The sequence below is a fragment of the Streptomyces sp. NPDC003027 genome (assembly GCF_053591435.1).
In genome coordinates this window covers 93,160-119,658 of record NZ_JBSFTU010000011.1, presented here as the reverse complement: position 1 = coordinate 119,658, position 26,499 = coordinate 93,160, and the positions used below count along the sequence as shown (strand labels likewise).

At 72.0% G+C, this 26,499-nt stretch carries 25 protein-coding genes and 1 riboswitch; of the genes, 13 read left to right on the top strand and 12 right to left on the bottom strand.

The window, feature by feature from the left end:
- Positions 1 to 87 precede the first annotated feature (87 nt).
- Complete coding sequence (locus tag ACWDX6_RS11455) at positions 88 to 1,731, top strand: hypothetical protein (RefSeq protein WP_451484708.1); 1,644 nt, start codon at positions 88 to 90, stop codon at positions 1,729 to 1,731.
- Positions 1,721 to 3,367, top strand: coding sequence for a hypothetical protein (locus ACWDX6_RS11450; protein WP_451484707.1), 1,647 nt, complete (start codon positions 1,721 to 1,723; stop codon positions 3,365 to 3,367). Before ACWDX6_RS11455 ends, ACWDX6_RS11450 begins: the two co-directional genes overlap by 11 nt.
- A gap of 81 nt (positions 3,368 to 3,448) precedes the next feature.
- Here the strand turns inward: ACWDX6_RS11450 and groL are convergent, their stop codons facing one another.
- The 4 genes from groL to thrC all read right to left on the bottom strand — a co-directional run bounded on the left by groL (position 3,449) and on the right by thrC (position 7,587).
- On the bottom strand, positions 3,449 to 5,077 hold the full coding sequence (gene groL, locus ACWDX6_RS11445; RefSeq protein WP_451484706.1) for a chaperonin GroEL: 1,629 nt from the start codon (positions 5,075 to 5,077) through the stop codon (positions 3,449 to 3,451).
- Positions 5,078 to 5,387: 310 nt separating this feature from the next.
- Positions 5,388 to 5,591, bottom strand: coding sequence for a cold-shock protein (locus tag ACWDX6_RS11440; RefSeq protein WP_005315736.1), 204 nt, complete (start codon positions 5,589 to 5,591; stop codon positions 5,388 to 5,390).
- Between the two features lie 384 nt (positions 5,592 to 5,975).
- Entirely contained in the window at positions 5,976 to 6,254 is a 279-nt protein-coding gene (locus ACWDX6_RS11435) for a MoaD/ThiS family protein (RefSeq protein ID WP_451484705.1), read from the bottom strand.
- Positions 6,255 to 6,279: 25 nt separating this feature from the next.
- A complete protein-coding gene (thrC, locus tag ACWDX6_RS11430) occupies positions 6,280 to 7,587 on the bottom strand; it encodes a threonine synthase (protein ID WP_451484704.1) in 1,308 nt (435 codons plus the stop codon).
- Positions 7,588 to 7,605: 18 nt separating this feature from the next.
- A riboswitch (SAM riboswitch) is annotated at positions 7,606 to 7,758 on the bottom strand.
- A gap of 121 nt (positions 7,759 to 7,879) precedes the next feature.
- Between thrC and ACWDX6_RS11425 the strand changes: the two genes are divergently transcribed.
- From ACWDX6_RS11425 to ACWDX6_RS11415, 3 genes are all read left to right on the top strand, one after another.
- On the top strand, positions 7,880 to 8,833 hold the full coding sequence (locus ACWDX6_RS11425) for a glucosyl-3-phosphoglycerate synthase (protein WP_451484703.1): 954 nt from the start codon (positions 7,880 to 7,882) through the stop codon (positions 8,831 to 8,833).
- Positions 8,834 to 8,929: 96 nt separating this feature from the next.
- Entirely contained in the window at positions 8,930 to 9,220 is a 291-nt protein-coding gene (locus ACWDX6_RS11420; RefSeq protein ID WP_451484702.1) for a hypothetical protein, read from the top strand.
- Positions 9,221 to 9,276: 56 nt separating this feature from the next.
- Positions 9,277 to 10,731, top strand: a complete 1,455-nt coding sequence (locus ACWDX6_RS11415) for an alpha,alpha-trehalose-phosphate synthase (UDP-forming) (protein ID WP_451484701.1) — start codon at positions 9,277 to 9,279, stop codon at positions 10,729 to 10,731.
- Between the two features lie 92 nt (positions 10,732 to 10,823).
- On the opposite strand, the gene otsB is transcribed toward ACWDX6_RS11415, so the two are convergent.
- Genes otsB through ACWDX6_RS11400 form a run of 3 tightly spaced genes read right to left on the bottom strand, consistent with a single transcriptional unit; the run spans position 10,824 to position 13,376 of the window.
- Positions 10,824 to 11,666 (bottom strand): trehalose-phosphatase, encoded by an 843-nt coding sequence (gene otsB, locus ACWDX6_RS11410; RefSeq protein ID WP_451484700.1) that lies wholly within the window; start codon positions 11,664 to 11,666, stop codon positions 10,824 to 10,826.
- A gap of 23 nt (positions 11,667 to 11,689) precedes the next feature.
- Positions 11,690 to 12,094 (bottom strand): DUF3263 domain-containing protein, encoded by a 405-nt coding sequence (locus ACWDX6_RS11405; protein WP_451484699.1) that lies wholly within the window; start codon positions 12,092 to 12,094, stop codon positions 11,690 to 11,692.
- Between the two features lie 10 nt (positions 12,095 to 12,104).
- Entirely contained in the window at positions 12,105 to 13,376 is a 1,272-nt protein-coding gene (locus ACWDX6_RS11400) for an ABC transporter substrate-binding protein (protein ID WP_451484698.1), read from the bottom strand.
- 252 nt (positions 13,377 to 13,628) lie between these two features.
- Here ACWDX6_RS11400 and ACWDX6_RS11395 point away from each other — a divergent pair, with 252 nt between their 5' ends.
- The 3 genes from ACWDX6_RS11395 (at position 13,629) to ACWDX6_RS11385 (ending at position 16,791) form a co-directional block, all read left to right on the top strand.
- A complete protein-coding gene (locus ACWDX6_RS11395) occupies positions 13,629 to 14,594 on the top strand; it encodes an ROK family protein (protein ID WP_451484697.1) in 966 nt (321 codons plus the stop codon).
- A complete protein-coding gene (nagA, locus tag ACWDX6_RS11390; RefSeq protein WP_451484696.1) occupies positions 14,594 to 15,751 on the top strand; it encodes an N-acetylglucosamine-6-phosphate deacetylase in 1,158 nt (385 codons plus the stop codon). Before ACWDX6_RS11395 ends, nagA begins: the two co-directional genes overlap by 1 nt.
- Positions 15,752 to 15,864: 113 nt before the next feature.
- Positions 15,865 to 16,791: a 1-phosphofructokinase family hexose kinase gene (locus ACWDX6_RS11385; protein ID WP_451484695.1), complete on the top strand. Its 927-nt coding sequence runs from the start codon at positions 15,865 to 15,867 to the stop codon at positions 16,789 to 16,791.
- A gap of 15 nt (positions 16,792 to 16,806) precedes the next feature.
- On the opposite strand, the gene ACWDX6_RS11380 is transcribed toward ACWDX6_RS11385, so the two are convergent.
- Entirely contained in the window at positions 16,807 to 17,766 is a 960-nt protein-coding gene (locus ACWDX6_RS11380) for a CBM35 domain-containing protein (protein WP_451484694.1), read from the bottom strand.
- A gap of 132 nt (positions 17,767 to 17,898) precedes the next feature.
- Positions 17,899 to 19,581 (bottom strand): diguanylate cyclase CdgB, encoded by a 1,683-nt coding sequence (gene cdgB, locus ACWDX6_RS11375; protein WP_451484693.1) that lies wholly within the window; start codon positions 19,579 to 19,581, stop codon positions 17,899 to 17,901.
- A 373-nt stretch (positions 19,582 to 19,954) separates the two neighbouring features.
- On the opposite strand from cdgB, the gene ACWDX6_RS11370 reads away from it, so the two are divergent.
- Positions 19,955 to 20,509, top strand: coding sequence for a flavin reductase family protein (locus tag ACWDX6_RS11370; protein ID WP_451484692.1), 555 nt, complete (start codon positions 19,955 to 19,957; stop codon positions 20,507 to 20,509).
- Positions 20,510 to 20,582: 73 nt separating this feature from the next.
- Here the strand turns inward: ACWDX6_RS11370 and arfB are convergent, their stop codons facing one another.
- Positions 20,583 to 21,020, bottom strand: coding sequence for an alternative ribosome rescue aminoacyl-tRNA hydrolase ArfB (gene arfB, locus ACWDX6_RS11365; protein ID WP_451484691.1), 438 nt, complete (start codon positions 21,018 to 21,020; stop codon positions 20,583 to 20,585).
- A gap of 155 nt (positions 21,021 to 21,175) precedes the next feature.
- On the opposite strand from arfB, the gene ACWDX6_RS11360 reads away from it, so the two are divergent.
- Both ACWDX6_RS11360 and ACWDX6_RS11355 read left to right on the top strand, forming a co-directional pair.
- The gene (locus ACWDX6_RS11360) at positions 21,176 to 21,751 is read left to right on the top strand and encodes a TerD family protein (RefSeq protein ID WP_356891921.1); all 576 of its coding nucleotides are present in this window, start codon (positions 21,176 to 21,178) and stop codon (positions 21,749 to 21,751) included.
- A gap of 67 nt (positions 21,752 to 21,818) precedes the next feature.
- Complete coding sequence (locus tag ACWDX6_RS11355; protein ID WP_451484690.1) at positions 21,819 to 22,328, top strand: GNAT family N-acetyltransferase; 510 nt, start codon at positions 21,819 to 21,821, stop codon at positions 22,326 to 22,328.
- Between the two features lie 76 nt (positions 22,329 to 22,404).
- Here the strand turns inward: ACWDX6_RS11355 and ACWDX6_RS11350 are convergent, their stop codons facing one another.
- Positions 22,405 to 23,805: a M1 family metallopeptidase gene (locus tag ACWDX6_RS11350; RefSeq protein WP_451484689.1), complete on the bottom strand. Its 1,401-nt coding sequence runs from the start codon at positions 23,803 to 23,805 to the stop codon at positions 22,405 to 22,407.
- 114 nt (positions 23,806 to 23,919) lie between these two features.
- Entirely contained in the window at positions 23,920 to 24,450 is a 531-nt protein-coding gene (locus tag ACWDX6_RS11345) for a GlcG/HbpS family heme-binding protein (protein WP_451484738.1), read from the bottom strand.
- A 243-nt stretch (positions 24,451 to 24,693) separates the two neighbouring features.
- Here ACWDX6_RS11345 and ACWDX6_RS11340 point away from each other — a divergent pair, with 243 nt between their 5' ends.
- Complete coding sequence (locus ACWDX6_RS11340) at positions 24,694 to 25,857, top strand: sensor histidine kinase (protein WP_451484737.1); 1,164 nt, start codon at positions 24,694 to 24,696, stop codon at positions 25,855 to 25,857.
- Entirely contained in the window at positions 25,854 to 26,483 is a 630-nt protein-coding gene (locus ACWDX6_RS11335) for a response regulator (protein WP_451484688.1), read from the top strand. Before ACWDX6_RS11340 ends, ACWDX6_RS11335 begins: the two co-directional genes overlap by 4 nt.
- Positions 26,484 to 26,499 lie beyond the last annotated feature (16 nt).

Here is a 26,499-nt window from a genome sequence, read left to right as displayed (position 1 = left end):
CACGCGCCGCGTCGATCAACGCGCCGCCTTCCGACCTGTGGGGGGTCCCCTTTGCTGCGCTCCAAGCGCACGTTGCCGCATGCCCTCGTGCGTGCGGCGACCGTCTTCGTACTCTCGGCAGGCGTCGCCCTGCCCGCCGTCGTCGCGGCGCCGTCCGCGTACGCCGCCACCGTCAGCCACACCAGCACCCTGGACGACGGCCGGCTGACCGTCGGGCTGCCGAGCAGCGCCCTCTGGGTGAAGGTGAGCGTCCTCGCCTCCAGCGCCCCGGACGCCGCCGTCCTCGCCACGACCGACGAGCTGACCTGGTCCGCCGCCACCTCCTGGACGACCGACGCGCCGCTGCGGCTCCCGGAGGGCACCGCCCTCGGCGACTACCCCGTCGCCGTGGACTACCGCCTGCCCAACGGCGTCGTGGAGCGCTGGACCGGCGGCACCTTCGGCTACAAGCTGCACACCGGTGTCGGCGCGGTCGCCTTCGACCGCACGACCACCAGCTTCGACCAGCGCGGCGTCGTCCTGTCCGGCACGGCCACGACCTGGAACCCGGCGACCGGTGAGCGCACTCCCGCCGCCGAGGGCACCCCGGTCAAGGTCACGCTGAACCTGCGCGGCCCGCTCTCCGCGTCGACGCTCACCAGCACGGCGCGCGCCACCACCGCGGCGGACGGCCGCTTCTCGCTGCCCTTCACCCCGGACGCCGAGATCACCGGCGGTACGGCGGTCGTCGAGCCCTCAGCCGGCGTCGACCCGGACGAGCCGCGCCCGGTGCCCGCCGTGGCCGCCGAGAAGCTGGCGTACCGGATCACCGCCGACACCTCCAAGTACCGCGTCCACGCGGGCACCGACGTGCGCGTGACGGGCCGCGTGGAGCGCCTGACCGAGGACGGCTGGCAGCCCTTCGCCGGCGCCCCGGTGGTCTCCACCGGCACCCAGCCGGTCTCCTGGGAGAGCACCCTGCCCGCGGCGATCGGCGGCGCCGACTCGGTGGCGGACGGCTCCTTCCAGTACGCGGCCCGCGTCCAGACCACGACGACCGGCGTCTACACGACGCTGCGCCCCTCGGTGTACTGGGCCACGGCCCACGACCGGGTCTACGACGTGACGCCGATCGCGGTGCCGAAGGACTTCTCGTACACCGAGCGGCGCATGGCGCTGGACGAGTTCGGCCGGCTCACCGCGGCCGGACGGCTGGGCAGCTCGACGTACTGCGACGTGAAGCCCGACTGGGTCGCCCTCCAGGTCTCGCTCGACAACGGGCGCACCTGGGGCCAGATGAAGTCCGCCCCCGTCAACAGCTCCTGCCAGTACTCCTTCACGGTGTGGGGCCACACGAGCGCGCTCTACCGGATCTACCACCCGGAGACGGACCGTTTCGTCACCAAGACGAGCGACCCGGTCCGGCTCGCCCGCAACCCCACCCGGATCGTCAACGTCAGCATCAGCCCCTCGCGGCCGCGCACCAACACGCAGATGACCGTCAAGGGTCTCGTGCAGCAGAAGGTGAACGGCGTCTGGAAGGCCATGCCGGGCGCCAAGCTGACGCTGGTCTTCAAGCCCAAGGGCGACCCCAACTGGTACTGGGCGAAGAAGGACATCGCGACCAACTCGTCCGGCTCCTTCTCCACCAGCAACGTCAACTACGGCGACGGCACCTGGGCGCTGTTCCTCCAGTCCAAGTCCGGTTACTTCTACAGCGAGTCGAGGACGATCTATGTCGATGCGCTCTGACCTCCGCCGCTCGGCCGTCTGCCTGGTCACCGCGCTCACCCTGGGCGTCACGGTGACCCCCGCCCTCGCCGAGGAGCCGGTCCCCGCGACCGTGGGCATCGGCCGGGCCGTCACCGACGCCGAGCAGCGCGGCACCTTCCGGGTGACCGCGTGGACGGACGCGCCGCAGGCCGCCGTCGCCTCGGTATCCGCCAAGGTCCGCCACGGCAACACCGTCCTCGCCGAGATTCCGGCGCTGGTGGAGAACCCGTCGAGCCGGGGCACCTTCGCCCTGCCCGCGGACGCCACCCTCAAGCTCACCGAGGACGGCGGGTCCGTCCCGGCGCTCGGCAAGTACGCCATCGACGTGACGGCGACGGACTCGGCGGGCAACACGGTGGTCCGCGCCGACGCCGGCACGCTCGACTTCACGCTGCGGCCGTCCTTCGAGAGCTTCGGCGTCGGAACCCCGAGCTGGTCCGACAAGAACCTGCGCCCCAAGGGCCGCCTGCTCGGCATCCAGCCCGGCTCCGGCGACCGCGTGCCGCTGACCGGCCGTACGGTCGCGTACCAGCGCACCGGCGAGCAGGGGGGCCCGATCGGCTCCGCGACCACCGCCGACACCGGCGGCTTCACCGGCGAGCCGGTCCCGGCCACCCGGGAGTACGAGTCGATCAACGCCTCGTACAGCGAGGACAGCGCCGAGGTGCACGGCACCGCGATCTACCACGCGTGGAGCTCGGCGCGGACCAAGCGGATGACGCTGACCGCGAGCGCCGACAGGACGCGCGCGCTGAGCGGCGAGACCGTCACCCTCACCGGCCGGCTCACCGACCCGGAGAACGCCGGCGCCCCGCTGGCCGACGAGCCGGTGCAGGCGGGGGTGGGCAACGGGCTGCCGAAGACCGTGCGCACCGACGCCGACGGACGGTTCACCGTCCAGTTCGTCGCCGCCCCGGTGGGGGACGGCAGCGGCTGGTGGGTGCGGAAGGCCGACCTCTTCCAGGAGTGGTTCACCGCGGGCGGCCCCCTCGCCCTGCCGAAGGACTCGCGCACCACCGTGATGGGCTACTCCCTGGCGCCCGACGCGCGGCTGATGGTGTGGGGCGAGTTCCGCTCCCCGTACGAGCGGTGGTCGTCCACCTCGTCCAACCAGACGGTCGTTCTCGAGCAGTCGCCCGACGGGCGGACCGGCTGGAGCAAGGTCGCCTCGACGAGCTTCTACTCCGACGTCCGGGCTTCGTTCGGCATCAGCGCGTGGAACAAGGGCGGCTGGTTCCGGCTGCGGCACCTCACCACCGATTACTACGCGGAGTCCGTGAGCAGGACGTTCCACATCGTCCGGACGCCGACCCGGGTGCTGAACGTCAACGCCTCCCCGGAGCCGGTCCGCAAGGGCGCGACGGTGACCGTGACGGGCACGCTCCAGCAGGACGTGGCCGGCTGGAAGCCGCTGGCGTCGCAGCAGGTGCAGCTTCGGTTCCGGGCCAAGGGCTCCTCGAAGTGGATCACGGTCGCCAAGGGCAGCACGGCGGCGAACGGCGGCGTCGCCCTGAAGCACACGGCGACGGGGGACGGCGTGTACACGCTGTTCTACGCGGCCGACGGCACGCACTTCCAGGCGACGGGCACGGGCGACTACGTCGACGTGCGCTGACCCTCCGTACGACTGAAGGGCGGCACCCCCGGTGGGGGTGCCGCCCTTCGGCGTCCGGCAGAACCGCTGATCCTCGCGGGATCAGAAGTCCATGTCACCGCCCGGCATGCCGCCCGGAGCGGCCGCGGAGGCCTTCTCCGGCTTGTCGGCGATGACGGCCTCGGTGGTCAGGAACAGCGCGGCGATGGAGGCCGCGTTCTGCAGCGCGGAACGCGTCACCTTCGCCGGGTCGATGATGCCCTCGGCGATGAGGTCGACGTACTCGTTGGTCGCGGCGTTGAGGCCGTGGCCGACGGGCAGGTTGCGGACCTTCTCCGCCACGACGCCGCCCTCGAGGCCGGCGTTGACGGCGATCTGCTTCAGCGGGGCCTCAAGGGCCAGCTTCACGATCGCGGCACCGGTGGCCTCGTCGCCCGTGAGGTCGCCCTCGAGCTTCTCGAAGACCGAGGAGGCCTGGAGCAGGGCCACGCCACCACCGGCGACGATGCCCTCTTCGACGGCCGCCTTCGCGTTGCGGACGGCGTCCTCGATGCGGTGCTTGCGCTCCTTGAGCTCGACCTCGGTCGCGGCACCGGCCTTGATGACCGCAACACCGCCGGCGAGCTTCGCCAGGCGCTCCTGCAGCTTCTCGCGGTCGTAGTCGCTGTCCGAGTTCTCGATCTCGGCGCGGATCTGGTTGACGCGGCCGGCGACCTGGTCGCTCTCGCCCGCGCCGTCCACGATCGTGGTCTCGTCCTTGGTGATGACGACCTTGCGGGCGCGGCCCAGCAGGTCCAGGCCGGCGTTCTCGAGCTTGAGACCGACCTCCTCGGAGACGACCGTGCCGCCCGTGAGGATGGCGATGTCGTTCAGCATGGCCTTACGACGGTCGCCGAAGCCCGGAGCCTTGACGGCGACGGACTTGAAGGTGCCGCGGATCTTGTTGACGACCAGGGTCGACAGGGCCTCGCCCTCGACGTCCTCGGCGATGATCAGCAGCGGCTTGCCCGACTGCATGACCTTCTCCAGGAGCGGGAGCAGGTCCTTCACGGAAGAGATCTTGGAGTTGACGATCAGGATGTACGGGTCGTCCAGGGACGCCTCCATACGCTCCATGTCGGTGGCGAAGTACGCCGAGATGTAGCCCTTGTCGAAGCGCATACCCTCGGTGAGCTCCAGCTCCAGACCGAAGGTCTGGGACTCCTCGACGGTGATGACGCCTTCCTTGCCGACCTTGTCCATCGCCTCGGCGATGAGCTCGCCGATCTGGGTGTCGGCGGCGGAGATGGAGGCCGTGGAGGCGATCTGCTCCTTGGTCTCGACATCCTTCGCCTGCTCCAGCAGGGCGGCGGAGACGGCCTCGACGGCCTTCTCGATGCCGCGCTTCAGAGCCATCGGGTTGGCGCCGGCCGCCACGTTGCGCAGGCCCTCGCGGACGAGCGCCTGGGCGAGGACGGTCGCGGTGGTCGTACCGTCACCGGCGACGTCGTCCGTCTTCTTGGCGACTTCCTTGACCAGCTCGGCGCCGATCTTCTCGTACGGGTCCTCGAGCTCGATCTCCTTGGCGATGGACACACCATCGTTGGTGATCGTGGGGGCGCCCCACTTCTTCTCGAGGACGACGTTCCGGCCCTTGGGGCCAAGGGTGACCTTGACGGCGTCGGCGAGCTGGTTCATCCCGCGCTCGAGACCGCGCCGTGCCTCCTCGTCGAACGCGATGATCTTGGCCATGTGAAGTGGTCCTCCCGGACATGGGGTGGATAACGCTCCAGGACCGCGCCGACGCCCGCGACGGACGGCCTGCGTACCCGGCGGTTCCTTGCCCCACCTGGCCGCGGGCCTCGTCTGCCCGATCCTCGTAAGCACTCTCACCTTCAGAGTGCTAACGCCAATGATTAGCACTCGCCCTAGGAGAGTGCAAGCGCCTCCCACAGATCGGGAGGCCCCGCGAGCCGTCCGGGAACGCACGAGGGGCCCGCATCCCGGTCAGGATGCGGACCCCTCGGCGTGAGTGCGTACGTGGTGGCCGATCGCGCCGTGCTCAGACGGCGAGCTTGACCATGTCCGCCTGCGGACCCTTCTGGCCCTGCGAGATCTCGAACTCGACTCGCTGACCCTCTTCAAGGGTGCGGTAACCGTCCATCTGGATCGCGCTGTAGTGGACGAAAACATCCGCACCACCGTCGACCGCGATGAAGCCGTACCCCTTCTCCGCGTTGAACCACTTGACGGTGCCCTGAGCCATGCCTAACTCCCCTATTACTGGCCCTTGCGCGGGACCGCACTTCGCGGACCCGGGTCAGACCCTGCGCCGGAACGCGTCGACCGCGGCTGAATGTATCTGCCCAACTGCCCTCTGCAACAGGTCAATCGGACGAGAATTCTGGGCACGCCGGAAAGGAGGATAAGGGAGGTTTCACTGAATTCCGGGGCAAGTCGGGCCCGTCAAAGTGCACAGAAGGTACACAACACTCGAACACTTTGGCTGCTTCTTGTCGCGCGTCGACGCATTCTCATATGCGTCCGGCATGAGCAGCGGAGGGGCCTTCCCCAACTCTACCGTGCTCAACCATGCAGAATTGCCCCCTCCGTTTCTGGCGGAGAGGGCAATTCGGGGAATCGCGGTGCGTCAGCAGCCGCCGGCGACGGCCGGGATGATCGACACGCCCGCACCGTCCGGCGTCGCCGTCTCCAGGCCCTGCTCGAAGCGGACGTCGTCGTCGTTCACGTAGACGTTCACGAAGCGGCGGAGCTTGCCCTGGTCGTCCAGGACGCGGGCCGCGATGCCCGCGTGGTTCTTCTCCAGGTCGGCGATGACCTCGGAGAGGGTCGCGCCCTCCGCCGGGACCTCGGCCCGGCCGCCCGTGTACGTACGGAGGATGGTGGGGATGCGGACCTTGACGCTCATCGGGTTCTCCAGTCTCTCAGTCGGCTCAGTGGGCCAGGCCGGCGTCGCGGAACGCGTCCAGGCTCGGGCGGATGGTGGCGGTCGCCTGCGAGGTGTCGGCCACCGCGTCCAGGGTCTTGAGGCCGTCGCCCGTGTTGAGCACGACCGTGGTCAGCGACGGGTCGATGAGACCGGCCTCGATCAGCTTCTTCGTCACGCCGACCGTGACCCCGCCCGCCGTCTCGGCGAAGATGCCCTCGGTGCGGGCCAGAATCTTGATCGCCTCGACGACCTGCTCGTCGTTCACGTCCTCCACGGCGCCGCCGGTGCGGCGGGCGATGTCGAGGACGTACGGGCCGTCGGCCGGGTTGCCGATGGCGAGGGACTTGGCGATGGTGTCCGGCTTCTGGGGCCGTACGACGTCGTGACCGGCCTTGAAGGCGGCCGACACCGGGGAGCAGCCCTCGGCCTGGGCGCCGAAGATCTTGTACGGCTTGTCCTCGACGAGGCCCAGCTTGATGAGCTCCTGAAGACCCTTGTCGATCTTGGTGAGCTGCGAGCCGGAGGCGATCGGGATCACCAGCTGGTCGGGGATGACCCAGCCGAGCTGCTCGCAGATCTCGTACGCGAGGGTCTTGGAGCCCTCGCCGTAGTACGGGCGCAGGTTGACGTTGACGAAGCCCCAGCCCTCACCCAGCGGGTCGCCGATGAGCTCGGAGCAGAAGCGGTTGACGTCGTCGTAGTTGCCCTCGATGCCGACGAGGTCGCCGCCGTAGACCGCGGCCATGACGACCTTGCCCTGCTCCAGGTCGTGCGGGATGAACACGCAGGAGCGGAAGCCGGCGCGGGCGGCCGCGGCGCCGACGGCGCCGGCCAGGTTGCCGGTGGAGGAGCAGGACAGGGTGGTGAAGCCGAAGGCGCGGGCGGCTTCGAGGGCCTGGGCGACGACGCGGTCCTTGAAGGAGTGCGTGGGGTTGCCGGAGTCGTCCTTGACGAAGAGCCTGCCCGGCTCGACACCGAGCTCACGGGCGAGGTTGTCGGCCTGGACGAGCTTGGTCCAGCCCGGGTTGAGGTTCGGCTTGTCGGCGACGTCGGCCGGGACGGGAAGCAGCGGGGCGTAGCGCCAGATGTTGGCGGGGCCGGCCTCGATCCGCTTGCGCAGCGCCTCGGGGTCACCGGTGGGCAGGTTGTAGGCGACCTCGAGCGGGCCGAAACACAGCTCGCAGGCGAAGATCGGGCCGAGCGGGAAGACTTCACCGCATTCGCGACAGGAAAGCCCGGAAGCGGGACCGAGATCGACCGTGCTCTGGGCGTTCGGCGTGTTCTCGGTGTTCGCGACAGTCTGTACAGCCATTGGAGGCGAGGCCCTTTCTCCTCATCTTTCCCATGGCGAATTTCGCCATGAGACGGATTTGGCACCTTCCCTAGTCGGGGACCTCGCTGGCGCGCTGTGTCGCGGACGAGACCGACTGGAGGGTTGCCGGGGCTTCAACGGGCCGTTTCCCTCTGCCCCTCTGGATGAGCGGTATTCGGTTGTGGAACGCGGGCGGCACCCCGACATGCGTCGGGCGTCCGCGTTGTTCAAGACTGTAACCGAAGGCATGGACGGTTGAGATGGTCGTCCGAACCGCGAGATGGAGATCACCTTGCTGGATGAAGTGGAGCGCTGGCTGGCCCGGCGGTCCTGGTCCGTGTCCGACCGTCCGCTGGAGCGGATCCTCGCGGCCAAGCGGGGGACGACGGTCAGCGTCGTGCTGCCCGCGCTGAACGAGGAGGCGACGGTCGGCGCGATCGTCTCCGTGATCCGCCGCGAGCTGATGTCCGACGCGGTCCCGCTCGTCGACGAGCTGGTGGTGATCGACTCCGGTTCCACCGACCGTACGGCCGAGGTCGCGGCGGCGGCCGGGGCCCGGGTGGTGGCGCGCGACGAGATACTTCCCCGGATACCGGCCGCCCCCGGCAAGGGCGAGGTCCTGTGGCGCTCGCTGATGGTGACGGGCGGGGACGTCGTCTGCTTCGTCGACGCGGATCTGCGGGACTTCTCCGCCGACTTCGTCTCCGGGATCGTCGGCCCGCTGCTCACCGAGCCGGACGTGCACCTCGTCAAGGCGATGTACGACCGCCCGCTGGGGGACGCGCCCGGTCAGGGCGGCCGGGTGACGGAGCTGGTGGCCCGCCCGCTGCTCAATCTGCACTGGCCCCTGCTGGCCGGTTTCGTCCAGCCGCTGGGCGGCGAGTACGCGGCGCGGCGCTCGCTGCTCGAACAGCTGCCGTTCCCCGTCGGCTACGGAGTGGAGCTGGGCCTGCTGGTCGACGCGCTGCACACGGTGGGCCTCGACGCGCTCGCCCAGGTCGACGTCGGGGTGCGCAAGCACCGCCATCAGGACGGGCAGGCGCTCGGCCGGATGGCGGCGGCGATCTACCGCACGGCGCAGCTGCGCCTGTCGCGCGGGCATCTGGTGCGGCCCCGGCTGACGCAGTTCGAGCGGGACGGGACGGGCGGCGGGAAGGGGTTCGCGCCGCGGACGTACGCGGTGGACACGGAGGAGCGGCCGCCGATGCTGGAGATCGCGGAGTACGCGCACCGCCGGGTGGCCTAGCCGCGTGGCGGAACGTCGGATGATCACGTTTCCTGCCTAGATTTCCCTTTCATGAGGTCTGTGCATCACAGGTTCACGCATCGAAGGGGAGCCCTCTTGGCGGTCGCCGGTCTCCTCGCCGGCTCGCTGCCCCTCATGGCGGCCGCTCCGGCCGCGGCCGGGGCGATCGAGCCGCTGGGCGAGCGGACGGGCCGGGTCCAGCCGGCGTGGACGACCCCGGCGCCGACGGTCCGCCCGGCGCGGCCCGCCCCGCACGGCCCCGGCGGCTCGATGGCCGAGACCGGCGCGCACGGCGAGCAGCTCTGGCTGCTCGGCGGACTCGCGCTGGCCCTCGCGGGCACGGGCGCGGTGGCGAAGGCGGCCCTGCGCGGCCGCCGTGGCGACTGAGCGCCGACCTCGTATACGTACGTTTGAGCGTTTACGGGACGGGCTAGGTTCGGCACATGGCTTCAGTACTGGTGGCTTCGAACCGCGGTCCCCTCTCGTACGTGCCGCGCGAGGACGGCTCGGGCGCGCTCGACGCCCGTCGCGGCGGCGGCGGACTCGTCTCCGGTCTCTCGGCGGCCCTCGCCGGGCAGCCGGAGGCGCTCTGGGTGTGCGCGGCGCTCTCGGACGGGGACCGGGAGGCCGTGCGCACGGGCGTCTCGGAGCCCGGCGTCCGCATGCTGCCGGTCGATCCGGTGGTCTACGACGGGGCGTACAACGGCATCGCGAACTCGGTGCTGTGGTTCCTCCACCACCATCTGTACGACATCCCGGTCGCGCCGGTCTTCGACGCGGAGTTCCGGCGCATGTGGGAGGCGTACCGCGACTACAACCGCGCCTTCGCGGAGGCGCTGGCCGCGGAGGCGGCGGAGGGTGCGGAGGTCCTGGTGCAGGACTACCACCTGGCGCTGGTGCCGGGGCAGTTGCGGGAGCTCCGGCCCGACCTGCGGATCGCGCACTTCACGCACACGCCGTGGGCGTCGCACGAGTATCTGCGGATGCTGCCGGAGGACGTCCGCGAGGAGCTTCTGTGGGGGATGCTCGGCGCGGACGAGCTCGGCTTCCACACCTGGGCCTGGGCGTCGGAGTTCATCGGCGGCGCGCACATCGACAGCGCCGAGGGGGTGGCGCAGGGCTCCTCACCGAGCGGTGATCCGTGGCGCGGAGTGCACCACCGCCGGTATGGCGGGCCCACGCGTTCCACGCGGGTGCGGGTGTACCCGCTGGGTGTGGACGGGGACGAGCTGCGGGCGCTGGCGCACCGGCCGGAGGTGGACGACCGGCTGGCCGCGCTGCGGGCCGAGGTCGGCGACCGGAAGACGATCGTCCGGGTGGACCGTACGGAGCTGTCGAAGAACGTGGTGCGCGGCCTGCTCGCCTACCGCGAGCTGCTGCGCGAACGGCCGGAGTGGCGGGGCCGGGTCGTCCACCTGGCCTCGGCCTACCCGTCCCGCCAGGACCTGGCGGTCTACCGCGACTACACGGCCGCGGTCGCGCGGCTGGCCGAGGAGATCAACACGGAGCTGGGCACGGAGGACTGGCAGCCGGTGCTCCTGTCCGTGAAGGACGACTTCGCGCGCTCCCTCGCGGCGTACCGGATGGCGGACGTGGCGCTGATCAACCCCGTGCGGGACGGCATGAACCTGGTGGCCAAGGAGATCCCCGTGGTGTCCGAGGCGGGGTGCTCGCTGGTGCTGTCGACCGGGGCGGGGGCGTACGAGGAGCTGCGGGAGGACGCGCTGACGGTCAATCCGTACGACGTGTCCGAGACCGCGCGGGCCCTGCACGAGGCCCTGACGACGGGCCCGTCCGAGCGGGCCGACCGCACCAAGCGCCTGGCGGCCAAGGCGACGGCGCTGCCGCCGCGGCGGTGGTTCCTGGACCAGCTGGAGGCCCTGCGCGAGCCGCGCTGACCGGCCCGGCTCTCCGGGCGCGTCCCCGCCGGCACGGCGGGGACGCGCCCTTCGCGTCTCAGCCGGCACGGCGGGGACGCGCCCTTCGCGTCTCAGCCGGCCTCGCGTACCGCCTCGGCCAGGTCCGCGAGGAAACGGACCACGGCCGCCGGGCCGGGGACCGAGAGGTCGGCGCGGTCGGAGACTTCGGTGACCTCCGCGGAGCCGCTGCACACCAGCAGGCCCGGGATGCCGTCCGAGCGGAGTTTCTCCACGGCCGCGAAGGCCGGAAGGTCACCCAGGTCGTCGCCCGCGTACAGGACGGAACCGGCGCCCACCTCCCGTACGTACTCCCCGAGCGCCACCCCCTTGTCCATGCCCGGCGGGCGCAGTTCCAGGACCATGCGGCCCGGTTCCAGGACCAGGCCGTGGCGGGCCGCCAGGTCACCGAGGGGGTCCTTGAGGGCCTCGAAGGCGCCCTGGGGGTCGGAGGCGCGACGGGTGTGCACGGCGACCGCGCGCCCCTTCTCCTCGATCCAGGTGCCCGGCCACGCGCCGACGCGGTCCAGGAAGCCGGGGAGTTCGGCGCGGACGGCGGCGACGCCCGGGTGCGGTGGGGCGGCCTGGACGGTGCCGGTGACCGCGTCCCAGCGTTCGGCGCCGTAGTGTCCGAGGACGACGAGGTGTTCCAGGCCCGGGACGCCCGCGAAGCCGCCGTACCGTACCGCCACACCCGCCGGGCGGCCGGTCACCACCGCGATCGAGGCGATCCGGGGGGCCAGTGCGGCGAGGGCGGGGACGGCGCCGGGGTGGGCGCGGGCCTGCTCGGGGTCCGGGACGATCTCGGCGAGCGTCCCGTCGAAGTCGAGGGCGACGACGGCCGTCTCGGGCCGCGCGAGGAGCGCGGCCAGGCCGTCGCGGCCGGCGGGCGTGGTCGGGTGCGGAAGACTCACCATGGGAAGACCCTACCCAGGGAGCCTCAGCGGCGCTGCTCCTTCTCGGCACGCACCCGGCGCAGGCGGTTGACGGTCACCGGGTCGTGGGCGAGGGCGCGCGGGTCGTCGAGGAGGGCGTTGAGCAGCTGGTAGTAGCGGACGGGCGACAGGCCCAGCCGCTCGCGGACGGCCCGCTCCTTGGCCCCGGGCCCGGGCCAGGACCGGCGCTCCAGCGCGAGCACGGCCCGCTCCCGCTCCCCGAGGCCGCGCTCCTGGGCCTCGGACCCTTCGCCGGAGCCGGGGCCACCGGCGGCCTGTCCCTCACCGAGGGCGGGATCACCGGCCCCCGGCTCCTCGGCGAGCCCCCGGACACCGCCACCCGGCTCCTCGCCGTGGACTACGTCCGGCTCCTCGCCGCACCCCGTCCCCGGCCCTTCAACGTTGGTCATACGACCCAACTTATTCCGCGCTCTCGGCGGCCGTCGCTTCCCGGGCTATCTTCCCGAGCACCTCCGACGCCTTCGCCCCGGGCGCCACGGCCTTGCCGATGTTCTGCTTGATGTTCTCGCTGACCCGCGCCCAGGACGTCTTGCCGACCGGCGGCAGCTGCGAGCCGGGCAGTTCCTTGAGGAACTCGCGCAGGTTCCGGTGCTCGGGCTCGGCCTGCATCGTGGCGTACGCGCTGACGGTCGGCGGCAGCAGATCGTTGTCCCCGGCGAACTTCAGGACGTTGGCGTCGCTGAAGACGAAGTCCAGGAAGCCGCCGATCCGCTCGCGGTGGCCGTTCTGCTTGAAACCCATGATCCAGTCGGCGACGCCCATGGACGCCTTCGCCTTGCCTTCCACCCCCGGCAGGGCGATCTTGCCGACCTTCACGCCCTTCTTCTCCGCCTCCTGCATCAGGGACGGGTGGCCGTTGAGCATGCCGACCTCGCCCCGCGCGAACGCGGCGAAGGCGTCCTTGCGGTTGAGCTTCCCGGGCGCGACCGGGCCCGTCAGGCCCTTCTCGACGAGGTTCGTCCGCAGCCAGTCGAAGGTCTTCACGTTCTGCTCGGAGTCGATCTTGTAGCGGTCGGTGGCGTCGGTGTATCCGTCGCCACCGCTGAGCAGCCACATCATGGTCTCCGCCTGCGCCTCCTCCGGGCCGAGCGGCAGGGCGAAGGGGTACGGGACGCCGTCGTCCTCCAGCTTGCGCGCGGCGGCGGCGAGCTCGGCCCAGGTCGTCGGCGCCTTGGTGACGCCGGCCTCCTCGAACAGCTCCTCGTTGAAGAAGAGCAGCCGGGTGGAGGCGGCGAAGGGAAGGCCGTACTGCGTTCCCCTGCTCTCTCCGGCGGCGGTCAGCGGGGCGAGGAAGTTGGCCTGGACGGGGATGGAGAGCAGTTCGTCGGCGGAGTAGAGGGCGCCCGCGGCGGCGTAGTCGGCGTACGCGCCGATCTGCGCGATGTCGGGCGCCTGGCCGGCCTTCACCATCTCGGCGACCTTGCGGTCGACGTCGTTCCACGACTCGATCTGGACGTCGACCTTCACCCCGGGGTGCTCGGCCTCGTACGCGGCGGTGAGCCCGTCCCAGTACTTCTTGGTGGTGTCGCCGCCGGTGAGGTCGTAGTCGGCGGCGACCAGCTTGAGGGTCACGTCGCCGGAGTCGCCGCCGGTGAGGCCGCAGCCGGAGAGCGCCGCGGTCAGGCCCAGCGCGGCGATGGTCGCGGTCAGTCCAAGGAGTCGCCGCTGCACAGCGTTGTCCCACCCTCTGCTCGTCGTCGAGCTGTGATTTTCACAGGAGGAGAAGCATAAGGTCTACACCACTGGGGTATCGCTCCGGCATCGGGCGCCGCCGAGCCCACCGGCCCGCGCAGCCGCGCCCGGAAGCCCGTCCCCCGGCCCGCGGCCGCACCCGGAAGCGACCCTCCCGCTTTTGTATGCCCGCACAACAATCCCGCCCAGTGGACTAGACCTTTCTGCGGTCCGCAGGCGACACTGTCCCCCGTGAGACACGTCATCGCCCTCGATGTGGGCGGCACCGGCATGAAGGCCGCCCTCGTCGGGGCGGACGGCACCCTGCTCCACGAGGCGCGCCGCGCCACCGGACGGGAGCGCGGCCCCGAGGCCGTCGTCGAGACCATCCTCGGTTTCGCCGCCGAACTGCGCGCCCACGGCCTGGAGCGGTACGGGCGGCCCGCCGCGGCCGCCGGCGTCGCCGTCCCCGGCATCGTCGACGCCGAGAACGGCATCGCCGTCTACGCCGCCAACCTCGGCTGGCGCGACGTCCCGATGCGCGCCCTGCTCAGCGAACGCCTCGACGGAGTCCCCGTCGCCCTCGGCCACGACGTCCGCACCGGCGGCCTCGCCGAGGGCCGCATCGGAGCCGGCAACGGCGCCGACCGCTTCCTCTTCGTGCCGCTCGGCACCGGCATCGCCGGCGCCATCGGCATCGGCGGCGCCATCGAGGCCGGTGCCCACGGCTACGCCGGCGAGATCGGCCACATCGTCGTCCGCCCCGGCGGCACCGAGTGCGGCTGCGGCCAGCGCGGCTGCCTGGAGCGGTACGCCTCCGCCTCCGCGGTCTCCCTCGCCTGGGCCGCCGCCTCCGGCGACCCCGACGCGGACGCCGCCGACTGCGCCAAAGCGGTCGAGTCCGGCGATCCCACCGCCGTACGGATCTGGCAGGAGGCCGTCGACGCCCTCGCCGACGGCCTGGTCACCGCGCTCACCCTGCTGGACCCCCGCACGCTCATCATCGGTGGCGGTCTCGCCGAGGCCGGGGAAACCTTGTTCACACCCCTGCGGGCCGCGGTGGAGGAGCGAGTGACCTTCCAGAAGCTGCCCGCCATCGTCCCGGCGGCCCTGGGGGACACCGCCGGATGCCTGGGCGCGGGCCTTCTCGCCTGGGACCTTCTCTCCCTCCCCGACAGCAGCACCCGCAACGAGTCCGACTCGGAGGTATCCGCCTGATGGCCGATCGCACAGTTCTCGCCGGCGCGCGCGTCGTGCTGCCGACCGGAATCGTCGAGAACGGACGCGTGATCGTCGAGGGTGGCCGCATCGGCGGCGGAGGCGCCTCCGAGAGCCGCGAGGGAGCCCCCGCCCTCGACCTGACCGGCCACTGGGTCGTCCCCGGCTTCGTCGACACGCACAACCACGGCGGCGGCGGCGCCTCCTTCACCTCCGGCACGGTCGACGAGGTCCTCAAGGGCGTCCACACCCACCGCCTGCACGGCACCACCACCACCGTGGCGTCCTTCGTCACCGGCGACATGGACTTCCTCGGCCGGCGCGCGGGCCTCCTGTCCGAGCTGGCCGAGCAGGGCGAGATCGCCGGCCTCCACTTCGAGGGGCCGTTCATCTCCCCGTGCCGCAAGGGCGCGCACGACGAGACGCTGCTGCGCGACCCCGACCCGGCCGAGGTCCGCAAGCTGATCGACGCGGGCCGGGGCCAGGCCAAGATGGTGACGCTCGCCACCGAGCTGCCCGGCGGCGTCGACTCCGTGCGCCTGCTCGCCGAACACGGCGTGATCGCCGCGATCGGCCACACCGACGCGACGTACGAGCAGACCGTCGAGGCCATCGACGCGGGCGCCACCGTCGCCACGCACCTCTACAACGCGATGCCCGCCCTCGGCCACCGCACGCCCGGGCCGATCGCCGCGCTCCTGGAGGACGAGCGGATCACGGTCGAGCTGATCAACGACGGGACGCATCTGCACCCGGCCGCCCTGGAGCTGGCGTTCCACCACGCCGGCCCGGACCGGGTCGCCTTCATCACGGACGCGATGGACGCCGCCGGCTTCGGCGACGGCCGCTACATGCTCGGCACGCTGGAGGTCGAGGTGAAGGACAGCGTGGCGCGGCTCGTCGAGGGCGGCTCCATCGCGGGCTCCACCCTCACCCTGGACCGGGCGTTCAAGCGCGCCGTGACCGTCGACCGGCTGCCGGTCGAGTCCGTCGTCCGGGCCGTCTCCGCCAACCCGGCCCGCCTGCTCGGCATCGACGACAGGGTCGGCTCGCTGGAGCCCGGCAAGGACGCCGACCTGGTGGTCCTCGACGAGAAGTTCGACCTCAAGGGCGTGATGCGCAAGGGCGCCTGGGTGGTCGAGCCGCGACCGGCCTGATCCGGCCCGGCCGGAACGCGAGGCGGTCGACCGGGGGTCTGGGCCAACCGCCTTCCGTTTGGCATGATCGGGGCGCGTTCTACGAGCTTCTACGGGGTACGGGGGTACGGCAGGTGATTCTCACGGTCACCCTCAACACGGCACTGGATCTCACCTACCGGGTGCCGGCCCTCGTCCCGCACGCCTCCCACCGCGTCACCCAGGTGATCGAGCGCCCCGGCGGCAAGGGCCTCAACGTCGCCCGCGTCCTGGCCGCCCTCGGCCACGACACGGTCGTGACCGGGTTCGCGGGCGGCCCGACCGGCGAGGTCCTGCGGGCCCGTCTCGCGGAGCTGCCCCTGACCGACGCGCTGGTCGCGACCGCCGGCCCCACCCGTCGTACCGTCGCGGTGGTCGACGCGGCGAGCGGCGACACCACCCAGCTCAACGAACCCGGCCCCACCATCGGCCCGGCCGAGTGGGCGGCCCTCACCGGCCGGTACGCCGCACTGCTGCGGGGCGCCGAGGCGGTGGCCCTGTGCGGCAGCCTGCCGCCCGGCATCCATGTCGGCGCGTACGCCGAGCTGGTCAGACTCGCCCGGGGCGCCGGGGTCCCGGTCCTGCTCGACACCAGCGGCGAGCCGCTGCGGCGCGGTATCGCCGCCCGTCCCGACCTGGTGAAGCCGAACGCCGACGAGCTCGCCCAGCTCACCGGCTCCCGCGAACCGCGCCGGGCCACCCAGGACGCCCGACGGCGCGGAGCCCGCGCGGTGGTCTCCTCGCTCGGTCCGGAGGGCATGCTGGCCGCCACCCCGGACGGTGTGTGGTGCGCGGCTCCCCCGGCCCCGGTGCGGGGCAACCCGACCGGCGCCGGCGACTCGGCCGTCGCGGGCCTGCTCTCCGGCCTGGTCGACGGGCTGCCGTGGCCGGACCGCCTGGCCCGCGCGGTCGCCCTGTCGGCCGCGACGGTGCTCTCCCCCGTGGCGGGCGAGTTCGAGCGGTCGGCGTACGAGGAGCTGCTGTCCCGGGTGACGGTGGAGGAGCAGGCCGAGGCGGCCTGAGAACCCAGCCGGGACTCAGAGGTCGTCGCTGATCTTCACCCAGTCGAAGATCACGTCGCACTGGTTCCCCTGCTCGCAGGAGAGCATGATCGTGTTCTGCCCCTTCTCGAGCGACACCTGCGACCACGTGGTCTGCCAGTTCTTCTCGAGGTTGGGGTCCGAGGATCCGATGAAGTTCTTCAGGTTCATCGGATTGGTGTTCGCCTTGCCGTTGACGGTCACCGTGGCGTTGGCGTCCTTGGCCGGGATCGCGTACCGCACCGACATCTTGTACTTGCCGGCTGCGGGCACCTCGGTCTGCCAGGTCACCGACGACCCGATGGCGTTGAACCCGGTGACATAGGCGCCGTCCGCGCCCTCCGCGCCCTTGATGTCCTTGGCGAGCAGCGCCGAACCGCCCAGCTTGAGCGTGGCCGCGTCCTGCTGGGGCAGCTCGGGCGGGGTCTCATCGGCGGAGGGCTGGGTGCTCGGGCTCTCCTGGACCTGCTCGGAGCCGCCGGTCGGCGTGCCGCCCGCGTCGGAGCCGTCGCCGTTCTTGTCGCCCGTGTTGTTGAGGACGGCGGCCGTGATCCCGATCACGACGACCGCGACGACCGCGATCGCGCCGATCAGCAGACCCTTGGTGTTGGGGCCGCGGCCGCGCTGGGGCGGCATCGGGGGCTGGCGGGTCCGGTCGCCGCCCGGGTAGGTCTCGGGCGCCGCGTACTGCGGGTTCGGCCGGCCGTACTGCTGCTGGCCGCCGTAGTGCTGCTGCTGCGGCACATGGGCCTGGGCGGGTGCGCCGTACTGCCGCTCGCCGACCGTCCTGACCTGGTTGTACGAGGTTCTGGGGACGCCGGGCTGCGCGGCCGGGCCGGGGTAGCCGTAGCCACCGCCCTGGGGCGGCTGTGCGCCTGCCGCCTGGCCGTCCGCGTACAGGTAGCCGAACGGATCGTCGTCCTCGGGCGTGTTCGCGCCGTCGTTACCGGCAGCCATCCCTGGTCACTCCTATCCATGCTCGCCAGCCGTCGCCGACCGGCCGAGCCTACCTCGAACGAGGAACGCTTCGATCCGTTCCTTGACCGGCCGGTGATCGACCGGGAAGTGACCGACGGGTGAAGAGAAGGGCTATCCGGCGCGCCGGTGGACCTTGGCGCGAGAGCGCTTCTCGATGTACATCCGCTGGTCGGCGGAGTTCAGGACCTCTTCGACGCTCATGCCGCACTCGGCCCAGCCGATGCCGAAGCTCGCCCCGACCCTGACCGCCCGCCCGTCGACCCGGATCGGCGGAATGATGGCGTTCCGCAGCCGAACGGCCAGGTCAGCGGCGTCGGCGGCACCGAGGCCGTCGGCGAGGACGACGAATTCGTCACCCCCGAGCCGGGCGACGGTGTCTCCGTCGCGTACGCCGGTGGTGAGCCGGCGGGCGACCTCGATGAGAACGGCGTCCCCGGTGTGGTGCCCGAAGCGGTCGTTGATCGACTTGAAGCCGTCGAGGTCGCAGAAGAGGACGGCGAGCCCCTTCGTCCCGTCGTCGACCTCACCACCCGGCGGGGCGACGGCGTGGACGTGATGGTCGTACGGGCCTCCGGTGGCAGCGCCGGGTGCCGGGTCGAAGCCGAAGCCGTGCTCGTGGCCGTACGGGGAGTCGTAACCGGCGTCGGGGTCCCCCGCCTCGCCCGCGCGGGCGGCGTGCGGGCGTTCGCAGATCCGGGCGCTGAGCCGGGAGCGCAGTTCGGCGCTGTTGGGCAGGCCGGTGAGGGCGTCGTGGGAGGCGCGGTGGGCGAGCTGGAGCTCGTGGCGTTTGCGCTCCTCGATGTCCTCGACGTGGGTGAGGAGGAAGCGGGGGCCGTCGGCGGTGTCGGCGACGACGGAGTTGCGCAGCGAGACCCAGACATAGGTGCCGTCGCGGCGGCCGAGGCGCAGCTCGGCGCGGCCCCCTTCGGCGGAGGTGCGCAGCAGGGTCCCTATGTCCTCGGGGTGGACCAGGTCGGCGAAGGAGTAGCGGCGCATGACGGAGGCCGGCCGGCCGAGGAGGCGGCAGAGGGCGTCGTTGGTGCGCAGGAGCCGGCCGTGCTGGTCGCCGCCCATCTCGGCGATGGCCATGCCGGAGGGGGCGTACTCGAAGGCCTGCCGGAACGACTCCTCACTGGCGCGCAGGGCCTGCTGCTCGCGTTCGAGGCGGACGAGGGCACGCTGCATGTTTGCTCGCAGGCGCGCGTTACTGATCGCAATCGCCGACTGGGAGGCGTACATCTGGAGCGCTTCCCGGCCCCAGGGGCCGGGGTGGCGGCCGTTGCGGGGCCGGTCGACGGAGATCACTCCGAGGAGCTCGCGGCCGGAGCCCGGGGGGCCTCCCGGGTGGGCGGAGCGAACGCCGGGGGAGTACATGGGGGCGTAGAGGCGGTCGTGGGGGTGCCACTCGTCCTCGAAGCGGGGGGCCGGGCCTTCGGTGTGCCACTGCGGCACGTCGTCCTCGATGAGGACCCAGCCCTCGGTGTGCGGGATGAACCGCAGGTCACCCCAGGCGACGCCCATGGAGAGGCGGCGTTCCCAGGATTCGCGGGAGCCGACGCGGCCGGTGATCAGGGCTTCGGCGGCGGCGCTGCCGGCGAAGGCGGCGACGACGAGGTCTCCGTCGGGGCGGACGAGGTTGACGCAGGCCAGCTCATAGTTGAGACCGGCGACGATGCCGTCGGCGACGGTCTGAAGGGTGTCCGCCAGACTGCGCGCTGTATTGAGGTCGGCCACGACCTGATGCAGTTGCCGCAGGGTCGCAAGGCGGACGTACGGCTCCGACTCGGTCTCCATCGCTCGCTCTCCCCGAGACCTCGACAGCAACTCCAGGGTTCTCATCGGCTCTCTTGCTGCACTGTCTCCGCCACTGAATCACAGCGAGCTGTGCACCCGGTACACAGGGTCAACAAATACTGGGCTCTGTGACTCAAGTCACAATAGGGTCTGAAGGGTTGGCGGGTGGGGTGGAAAGCGCTCCCGTTCTTTCTTGAACGCAAACGGGTCGGACAGGGCCGATCCGGCCGGTTCCTGAGCGCCGGGCGGTCCGGCGGGTCAGGACCCGCCTGGGACCGGCGGGCGGTCCGGCGGGTCCTAGGACCGGCGGGGGGTCCGTTCTGGTCCCGGGGCCCGATGCGGGGCGGGCCGGGCCGCGACTAGCGTGCGAGGTGTGCTGCAGAAGACCCTGACCTCGCCTCCCCCGGCCATCCCTCATGCTGAGGGGGTGAGCAACGACGAGTTCCGGGCGGCGATGTCCCGGCTGGCGGCGGGCGTGGTGCTGGTGACGGCGCACGACCCGGACGACGGCCCACGCGGTGAGGACGTCGGGATGACGGCGACCGCGTTCATGTCGGTGTCCCTCGACCCGCCCCTGGTCCTGGTCAGCCTCCGCAACGGCTCCCGGATGGACGACCTGCTCGCCGAGGTCCCCGTCTGGGCGGTCTCGGTCCTCTCCGAGAGCCAGCGCCATGTCGCGGGCCGCTTCGCGATGAAGGGCCGGGTGAGCGACCGCCTCCTCTTCGAGGACGTGCCGTACACACGCGGCGAGGAGAGCGGTGCGCCCCTGATCGGCGGCGCGCTGGCGACGCTGGAGTGCCGTACGGAGAACCGCGTCGTGGCCGGCGACCACACCCTGGTCATCGCCCGCGTCCTGACGGCCGCCTTCCCCTCGTCCGACGGCGCCCCGCTGACCTACTTCAAGGGGAAGTACCGCCACCTGGCCTGACGCGCCCACGCGCCGGGGGTCCTTGCCGGGAGCGCGCCGGGGGTCCTCACCGGGGAGCGTCCGAAGGCTCCCGTCAGCCCCAGTCGCGGCCCTGGCGGCCGCGCTTCGTCTCGGCGCGCTGCTTCTTCACGCGCAGCCGGCGCTCGTTGATGCCCCGGGGGATCTTCGTCGCCCGGCGCGGCTTCGGCGGCGGGGCCGTGGCCTCGGCGAGCAGCGCGGCGAGGCGGACCGCCGCCGTCTCGCGGTTGCGCCACTGCGAGCGGTGCTCCGACGCCCGTACGGTCAGCACCCCGCCCACCAGCCGCGACGCCAGCCGTTCGAGCGCCCGCGCCTTCCAGACCTCGGGCAGCGCCTCCGTGCGCGCCAGGTCGAAGCGGAGCTCCACCTGGGAGTCGCTCGTGTTGACGTGCTGCCCGCCCGGCCCCGACGACCTGGAGAAACGCCACATCAGCTCGGCCTCGGGAAGCGAGACGGAGCCACGGATGACATACGGACCGGACATGCCGTCCATGTTCCCCGGAACGGGCCTCGCCCGTCACCCACTTTTCGCGGCCGGTCTCCCGGCGGAAGCCCACCGCCCGGACCGGACGGGAACCGGTAAGGCCCCCTCCGCGTTATCCCGTGTGACGACGACAGTCGACGACATCATGACGAAAGGGACTTCCCATGGCTGTAAGCCTGTCCAAGGGCGGCAACGTCTCCCTGACCAAGGAGGCTCCGGGCCTGACCGCCGTCACCGTGGGCCTCGGCTGGGACGTCCGTACGACCACCGGCACCGACTTCGACCTCGACGCCTCGGCGATCGGCGTCGACGCGGCCGGCAAGGTCGCCTCCGACGCGCACTTCGTCTTCTTCAACAACAAGTCCACCCCGGACCAGACCATCGTCCACACCGGTGACAACCGCACCGGCGAGGGCGGCGGCGACGACGAGCAGATCAACGTCAACCTCGCCGCTCTGCCGCCGAACGTCGACAAGATCGTCTTCCCGGTCTCCATCTACGACGCGGTCAACCGCTCGCAGAACTTCGGCCAGGTGCGCAACGCCTACATCCGCATCATCAACCAGGCCGGCGGCACCGAGCTGGCCCGCTACGACCTCTCCGAGGACGCCGCCGTCGAGACCGCCATGGTCTTCGGCGAGCTGTACCGCAACGGCGCGGAGTGGAAGTTCCGCGCGGTCGGCCAGGGCTACGCCTCCGGCCTGGAGGGCATCGCCCGCGACTTCGGCGTCAACCTCTGACGGACACGCGCCGTACGCCCGCCGTACGCCAAGGCCCCGGCTCCGGCCGGGGCCTTACCGTTTCCGCATGATCGTCGAGCCCTACGCCTCCGCCGACCACGCCCTGCCCGGCCCGCTCCTCACCGAGCTGACCGAGCTCTACGCCTCCAACCGCGACTTCCACGCGGTCACCGGCGACTTCCCGGACCCCGACGGCATCCTCCCCGAACAGGTCGCCGCCGCCCTCGCCGATGAACTCGCCCGCCCCGGCTCCGAGGTGCTCCTCGCCCGCTCCGAGGGCCGGCTGATCGGCATCGCGGTCACCCTCGACCACCACCCCGACCCCACCGACCCCGACCCCTGGATCGGCCTGCTGATGGTCGACGCGCGCGCCCACCGGTCGGGCCACGGCCGCGCCCTCGCTGGCACGGTCGAGGGACGTTTCCGCGCCGAGGGCCGTACGGGCGTCAAGCTCGCGGTCCTGGAGAACAACCCCCGGGGCCTCGCCTTCTGGACCTCCCTCGGCTACGCCGAGACCGACCGCCGCCCGGACCTGGAACACGGCCGCCCGAGCCTGGTCCTGCGCAAGAGCCTCTGACGGCCCCGGAGCCGCTCACAGGACTCTGACGACCCCGGGGCCGCACGAGCCCTCTGACGCCCCAGGATCCCCGGGGCTACTGAGGCCGCTCCGGCTTCCCGTCCCCGTACAGCCACACGTCCCACACCTCGTCGAGGTCCTCGCCCGCCACGTCCTCCACATAGGCGGTGAAGTCCTCCGTGGAGGCGTTGCCGTGACGGTGCTTCGCGGGCCAGCCCGCCAGGATCTCGTAGAACGTGTCGTCGCCGACCGCCTGGCGGATCTTGTGCAGCACCATCGCGCCGCGCTGGTACACCGGCGGGTCGAACAGGTTCTCCGCCGTCGGCGGTTCGGCGGGCGGGAAGGCCCAGTTGGCCTCGTCGGCGAAGGCCTTCTCGAAGCCGCGCTGGGCCGGGGTGTCCTCGAAGTCCTCGGCGTACAGCCACTCCGCGTAGGTCGCGAAGCTCTCGTTGAGCCACATGTCCCGCCAGGTCGCGGGCGAGACGGAGTTGCCGTACCACTGGTGCGCGAGCTCGTGGACGAGGGTCGGGGCATCGAAGGCGTCCTGCGGGAAGACGGGCCGGGTCTGGGTCTCCAGGGCGTAGCCGACGTCGCCGGCCGCTTCGACGATCGCGCCGGTGGAGGTGAAGGGATAGGGCCCGAAGTTCTCCTGCTGCCACTCCAGGATCTCGGGGATGCGGCCGAGCAGCGCGGAGCTGTCGGCGGCGACGGTCGGGTCGACGGCGGTGTGCACGGCGACGCCGGAGGGGGTCGTGGCGGTTCTCGTCTCGTACCGGCCGATCGCGACCGTCGCGAGGTAGCTCGCCATCGGCTCGGCGCTGTGCCAGACGGCGGTGGTCCGGCCGCCGGCCGTCCGCTCGCTGCGCAGGGTGCCGTTGGAGACGGCCCGCAGCCCCGCCGGGACGGTGAGGGTGATGTCGTACGTCGCCTTGTCGGACGGATGGTGGTTGCCGGGGAACCAGGCCATCGAGCCGACCGGTTCGCCGAGCGCGAGCGCTCCGTCCTTCGTCCGCAGCCAGCCCTCGCCCGCCCCGTCGGCGTCGGTGATCTTCCGCGGTACGCCGGAGTACGTGATGGTGGTCCGGAAGACCTTCCCCTTGCCGATCTCCTCGCGGGGCCGCAGCGTCAGTTCGCCGCCCGCCCGGTTGACGGCGGCCGGGGCGCCGTCGACGGTGGCGCGGCCGACGGTGAGACCGGCGAGATCGAGGTTGAAGGCGCTCAGGTCCTGGGTGGCGCGGGAGGTGATCTCGGCGGTGGCGTCGAGGCGGCCGTCGGCGGGGTCGTAGTCCAGCGTGAGGGCGTAGTGCCGGACGTCGTAACCGCCGTTGCCGAGCTTGGGGAAGTACGGGTCGCGCAGCCCCGCGGCGCCGGGGGCGCCGTCCACCGGCCCGCCCGTGTCACCGGTACAGCCGGCGGAGCCGACGAGAAGCAGCAGCGTCGCGGCGGCTGCCAGGGCGGCTCGGGTACGTCTCTCCACGGAACGATCTTAGGCGGGGGTACGAATCCGGCGGCGCCCGGCCGGGGTCCGGGCGCCGCCGGGGGGCGGGGGGGCTGCTACTTGTCGAGCGCCACCCGGGGGTGCGGGGGGCTGCTACTTGTCGAGCGCCTCCGCGCCGGCGCGGGCGAACTTCTCGTCCAAGTCGCCGCTGGGCGCGCCCGCCACGCCGATGCCGGCGATCGGGGCGCCCTTGGCCGTGACGGGGACGCCGCCGCCGAGGAACAGGGTGCCGGGGATGTCCTTCAGGTTCGGGGCCTGGGCCAGGCGCCCGGCGAGGACGGAGGTCGGGGCGTTCCAGGAGACCGCGGTGAACGCCTTGCGCTCGGCGGACTCGTAGGACTGCGGGCCGGCGCCGTCACCGCGGAGGGTCACGATGGTGTTGCCGTTGCGGTCCACGACGGCGACCGTCACGCGCTGGTTCTCGGCCTCGGCGGCGTCCAGGGTGGCCTGCGCGGCCTTGGTCGCGGCCTCGATCGTCAGGTGTGTGGTCTGCTGGAGGTTCCGGTTCGCGGCGTCGGCCTTGACGGCGGCGGCGGGGGCGGCGGCCGGAGCGGAGGCGTTCGCGGAGACGGCGCCGAAGGTGCCTGCGGCGAGGGCGGCGGCCGCGGTGGCGCCGATGAGCATCTTCTTCACGGTGAACTCCCTGGGATGGCTGCGGGATGGTGCGTCATGACTGAGTGCGTCGCTCTGCCATCGATCCTCCGGCCGGATCCGGGCCCCCACGGTCGACGGAGCGGCTGCCTCCGCGGCGCGGTACGGACGACACGCGGGTCAGCCGATCGGTTGATGCCCCCGTGGTCCCCCAGGGCCACCATGGAGGCGTACACCCAGGTCAGGACCGTCAGAACCCGTACGGAAAGGCGTGTGATGGAGCAGGACCCGGACGCCCGCTGGCTGGCGCGGGTCATGCACGTCGCCTTCTTCCTCCTCCTCGGCGCGTCCCTGGTCCGCTTCCTGCTGCGGCACCCGTGGGAGGACCGCGGCCCGTGGATCGTCGCCCTCTCCGGCGCCCTCGCCTCCCTCTACGTCCTCGGCCCCGTGCTCGGCACCCGCGCCACCCCGCGCCGGCTCGGCTGGCTCTTCACCGTCGTCGCCGTCTGGATGCTCCTCGTCGTCCTCGCGCCGAGCTTCGCCTGGTGCGCGGTCCCGCTCTTCTACACCGGTCTGCGCACGCTCCCGCCGCGCGCCGCCCTCGTCCTGGTCGCGCTGCTGACCGTCTTCGTCGTGGCCGCCCAGGTCCAGCTCTCGCACGGCGGCTGGGACCCGAACCTGATCATCGCCCCGCCGGCCGTCGCCGCCATCGCCACCGCCGTCTTCGTGCACGCTCAGCGCCAGGCCGACCGGCAGCGGGCGCTGATCGACGACCTGCTCCGGACCCGCCGCGAACTGGCCGCGATCGAGCGCCGCGAGGGCACTCTCGCCGAGCGCCAGCGGCTCTCGATGGAGATCCACGACACCCTCGCCCAGGGGCTGTCCAGCCAGCAAATGCTGCTCCAGGCCGCGGACCGCACCTGGGACAGCGACCCGGAGACCGCCCGCCGCCATGTCCGTACCGCCGAGTCCATCGCCGAACGCAACCTCGCCGAGGCCCGCCGCTTCGTCCACGATCTCGCCCCCGCCGACCTCGCCGAGGGCGGCGGCCTCGAGGCGGCGCTGCGCACCCTCGCGGGCCGCGAGTCCGCCGCGTTCCGGGTCGACGGGGCGCCGGTGCCGCTGCCCGACCGGGTGCAGTCGGCGCTGCTGCGCATCGCGCAGGGCGCCCTCGCCAACGTCCGCGAGCACGCCGCCGCCACCTCCGCGGCGCTGACCCTGACCTACCTCGACGACCAGGTCGTCCTCGACATCGCCGACGACGGCCGCGGCTTCGAACCCCCGCCGTCCCGTGAGCCCGGGGTACGCGGCCACGGCCTGCCCGCCATGCGGGTGCGTGCCCAGCAGCTCGGCGGCACGCTCACCATCGAATCCACACCCGGCGAGGGCACGGTGCTCTCGGTCGCGATCCCCCTCACGCCCCCTGCGGAGACCTCATGACGGCGGTACGGATCCTGCTGTGCGACGACCACGCGGTCGTACGCGCCGGGCTGCTCGCCCTGCTCGGCAGCGCGCCCGGCATCGAGGTCGTCGGCGAGGCCGGCAGCGGCGAGGAGGCGGTCGCGATGGCCGCGAAGCTGGCCCCGGACGTCGTCCTGATGGACCTTCAGCTCGGGCCCGGCATCGACGGGATCGAGGCGACCCGCCGGATCGCGGCGTCGGGGACGGGCGTCCACGTCCTGGTCCTCACCACGTATGACACGGACGCCGACATCACCCGCGCCATCGAGGCGGGCGCCACCGGCTACCTCCTGAAGGCCGAACGGCCCGAGGAACTGTTCGCCGCGATCCACTCCGCCGCCCAGGGCCGCACCACCCTGTCCCCGCCCGTCGCAAGCCGCGTCATGGACCGGATGCGCGGCGCGGCCGGGCCCACGCTCACGGACCGCGAACGGGACATCCTCGGCCAGCTCGCCCACGGCCTGGGGAACCGCGAGATCGCCCGCGCGCTCTTCATCAGCGAGGCGACCGTGAAGACCCATCTCGGCCGGATCTACGCCAAGCTGGGCGTCGACACGAGGGCGGGCGCCGTGGCCGTGGCCAAGGAACAGCGCCTCCTGCCCTGAGCCGCCCCTGACTGCT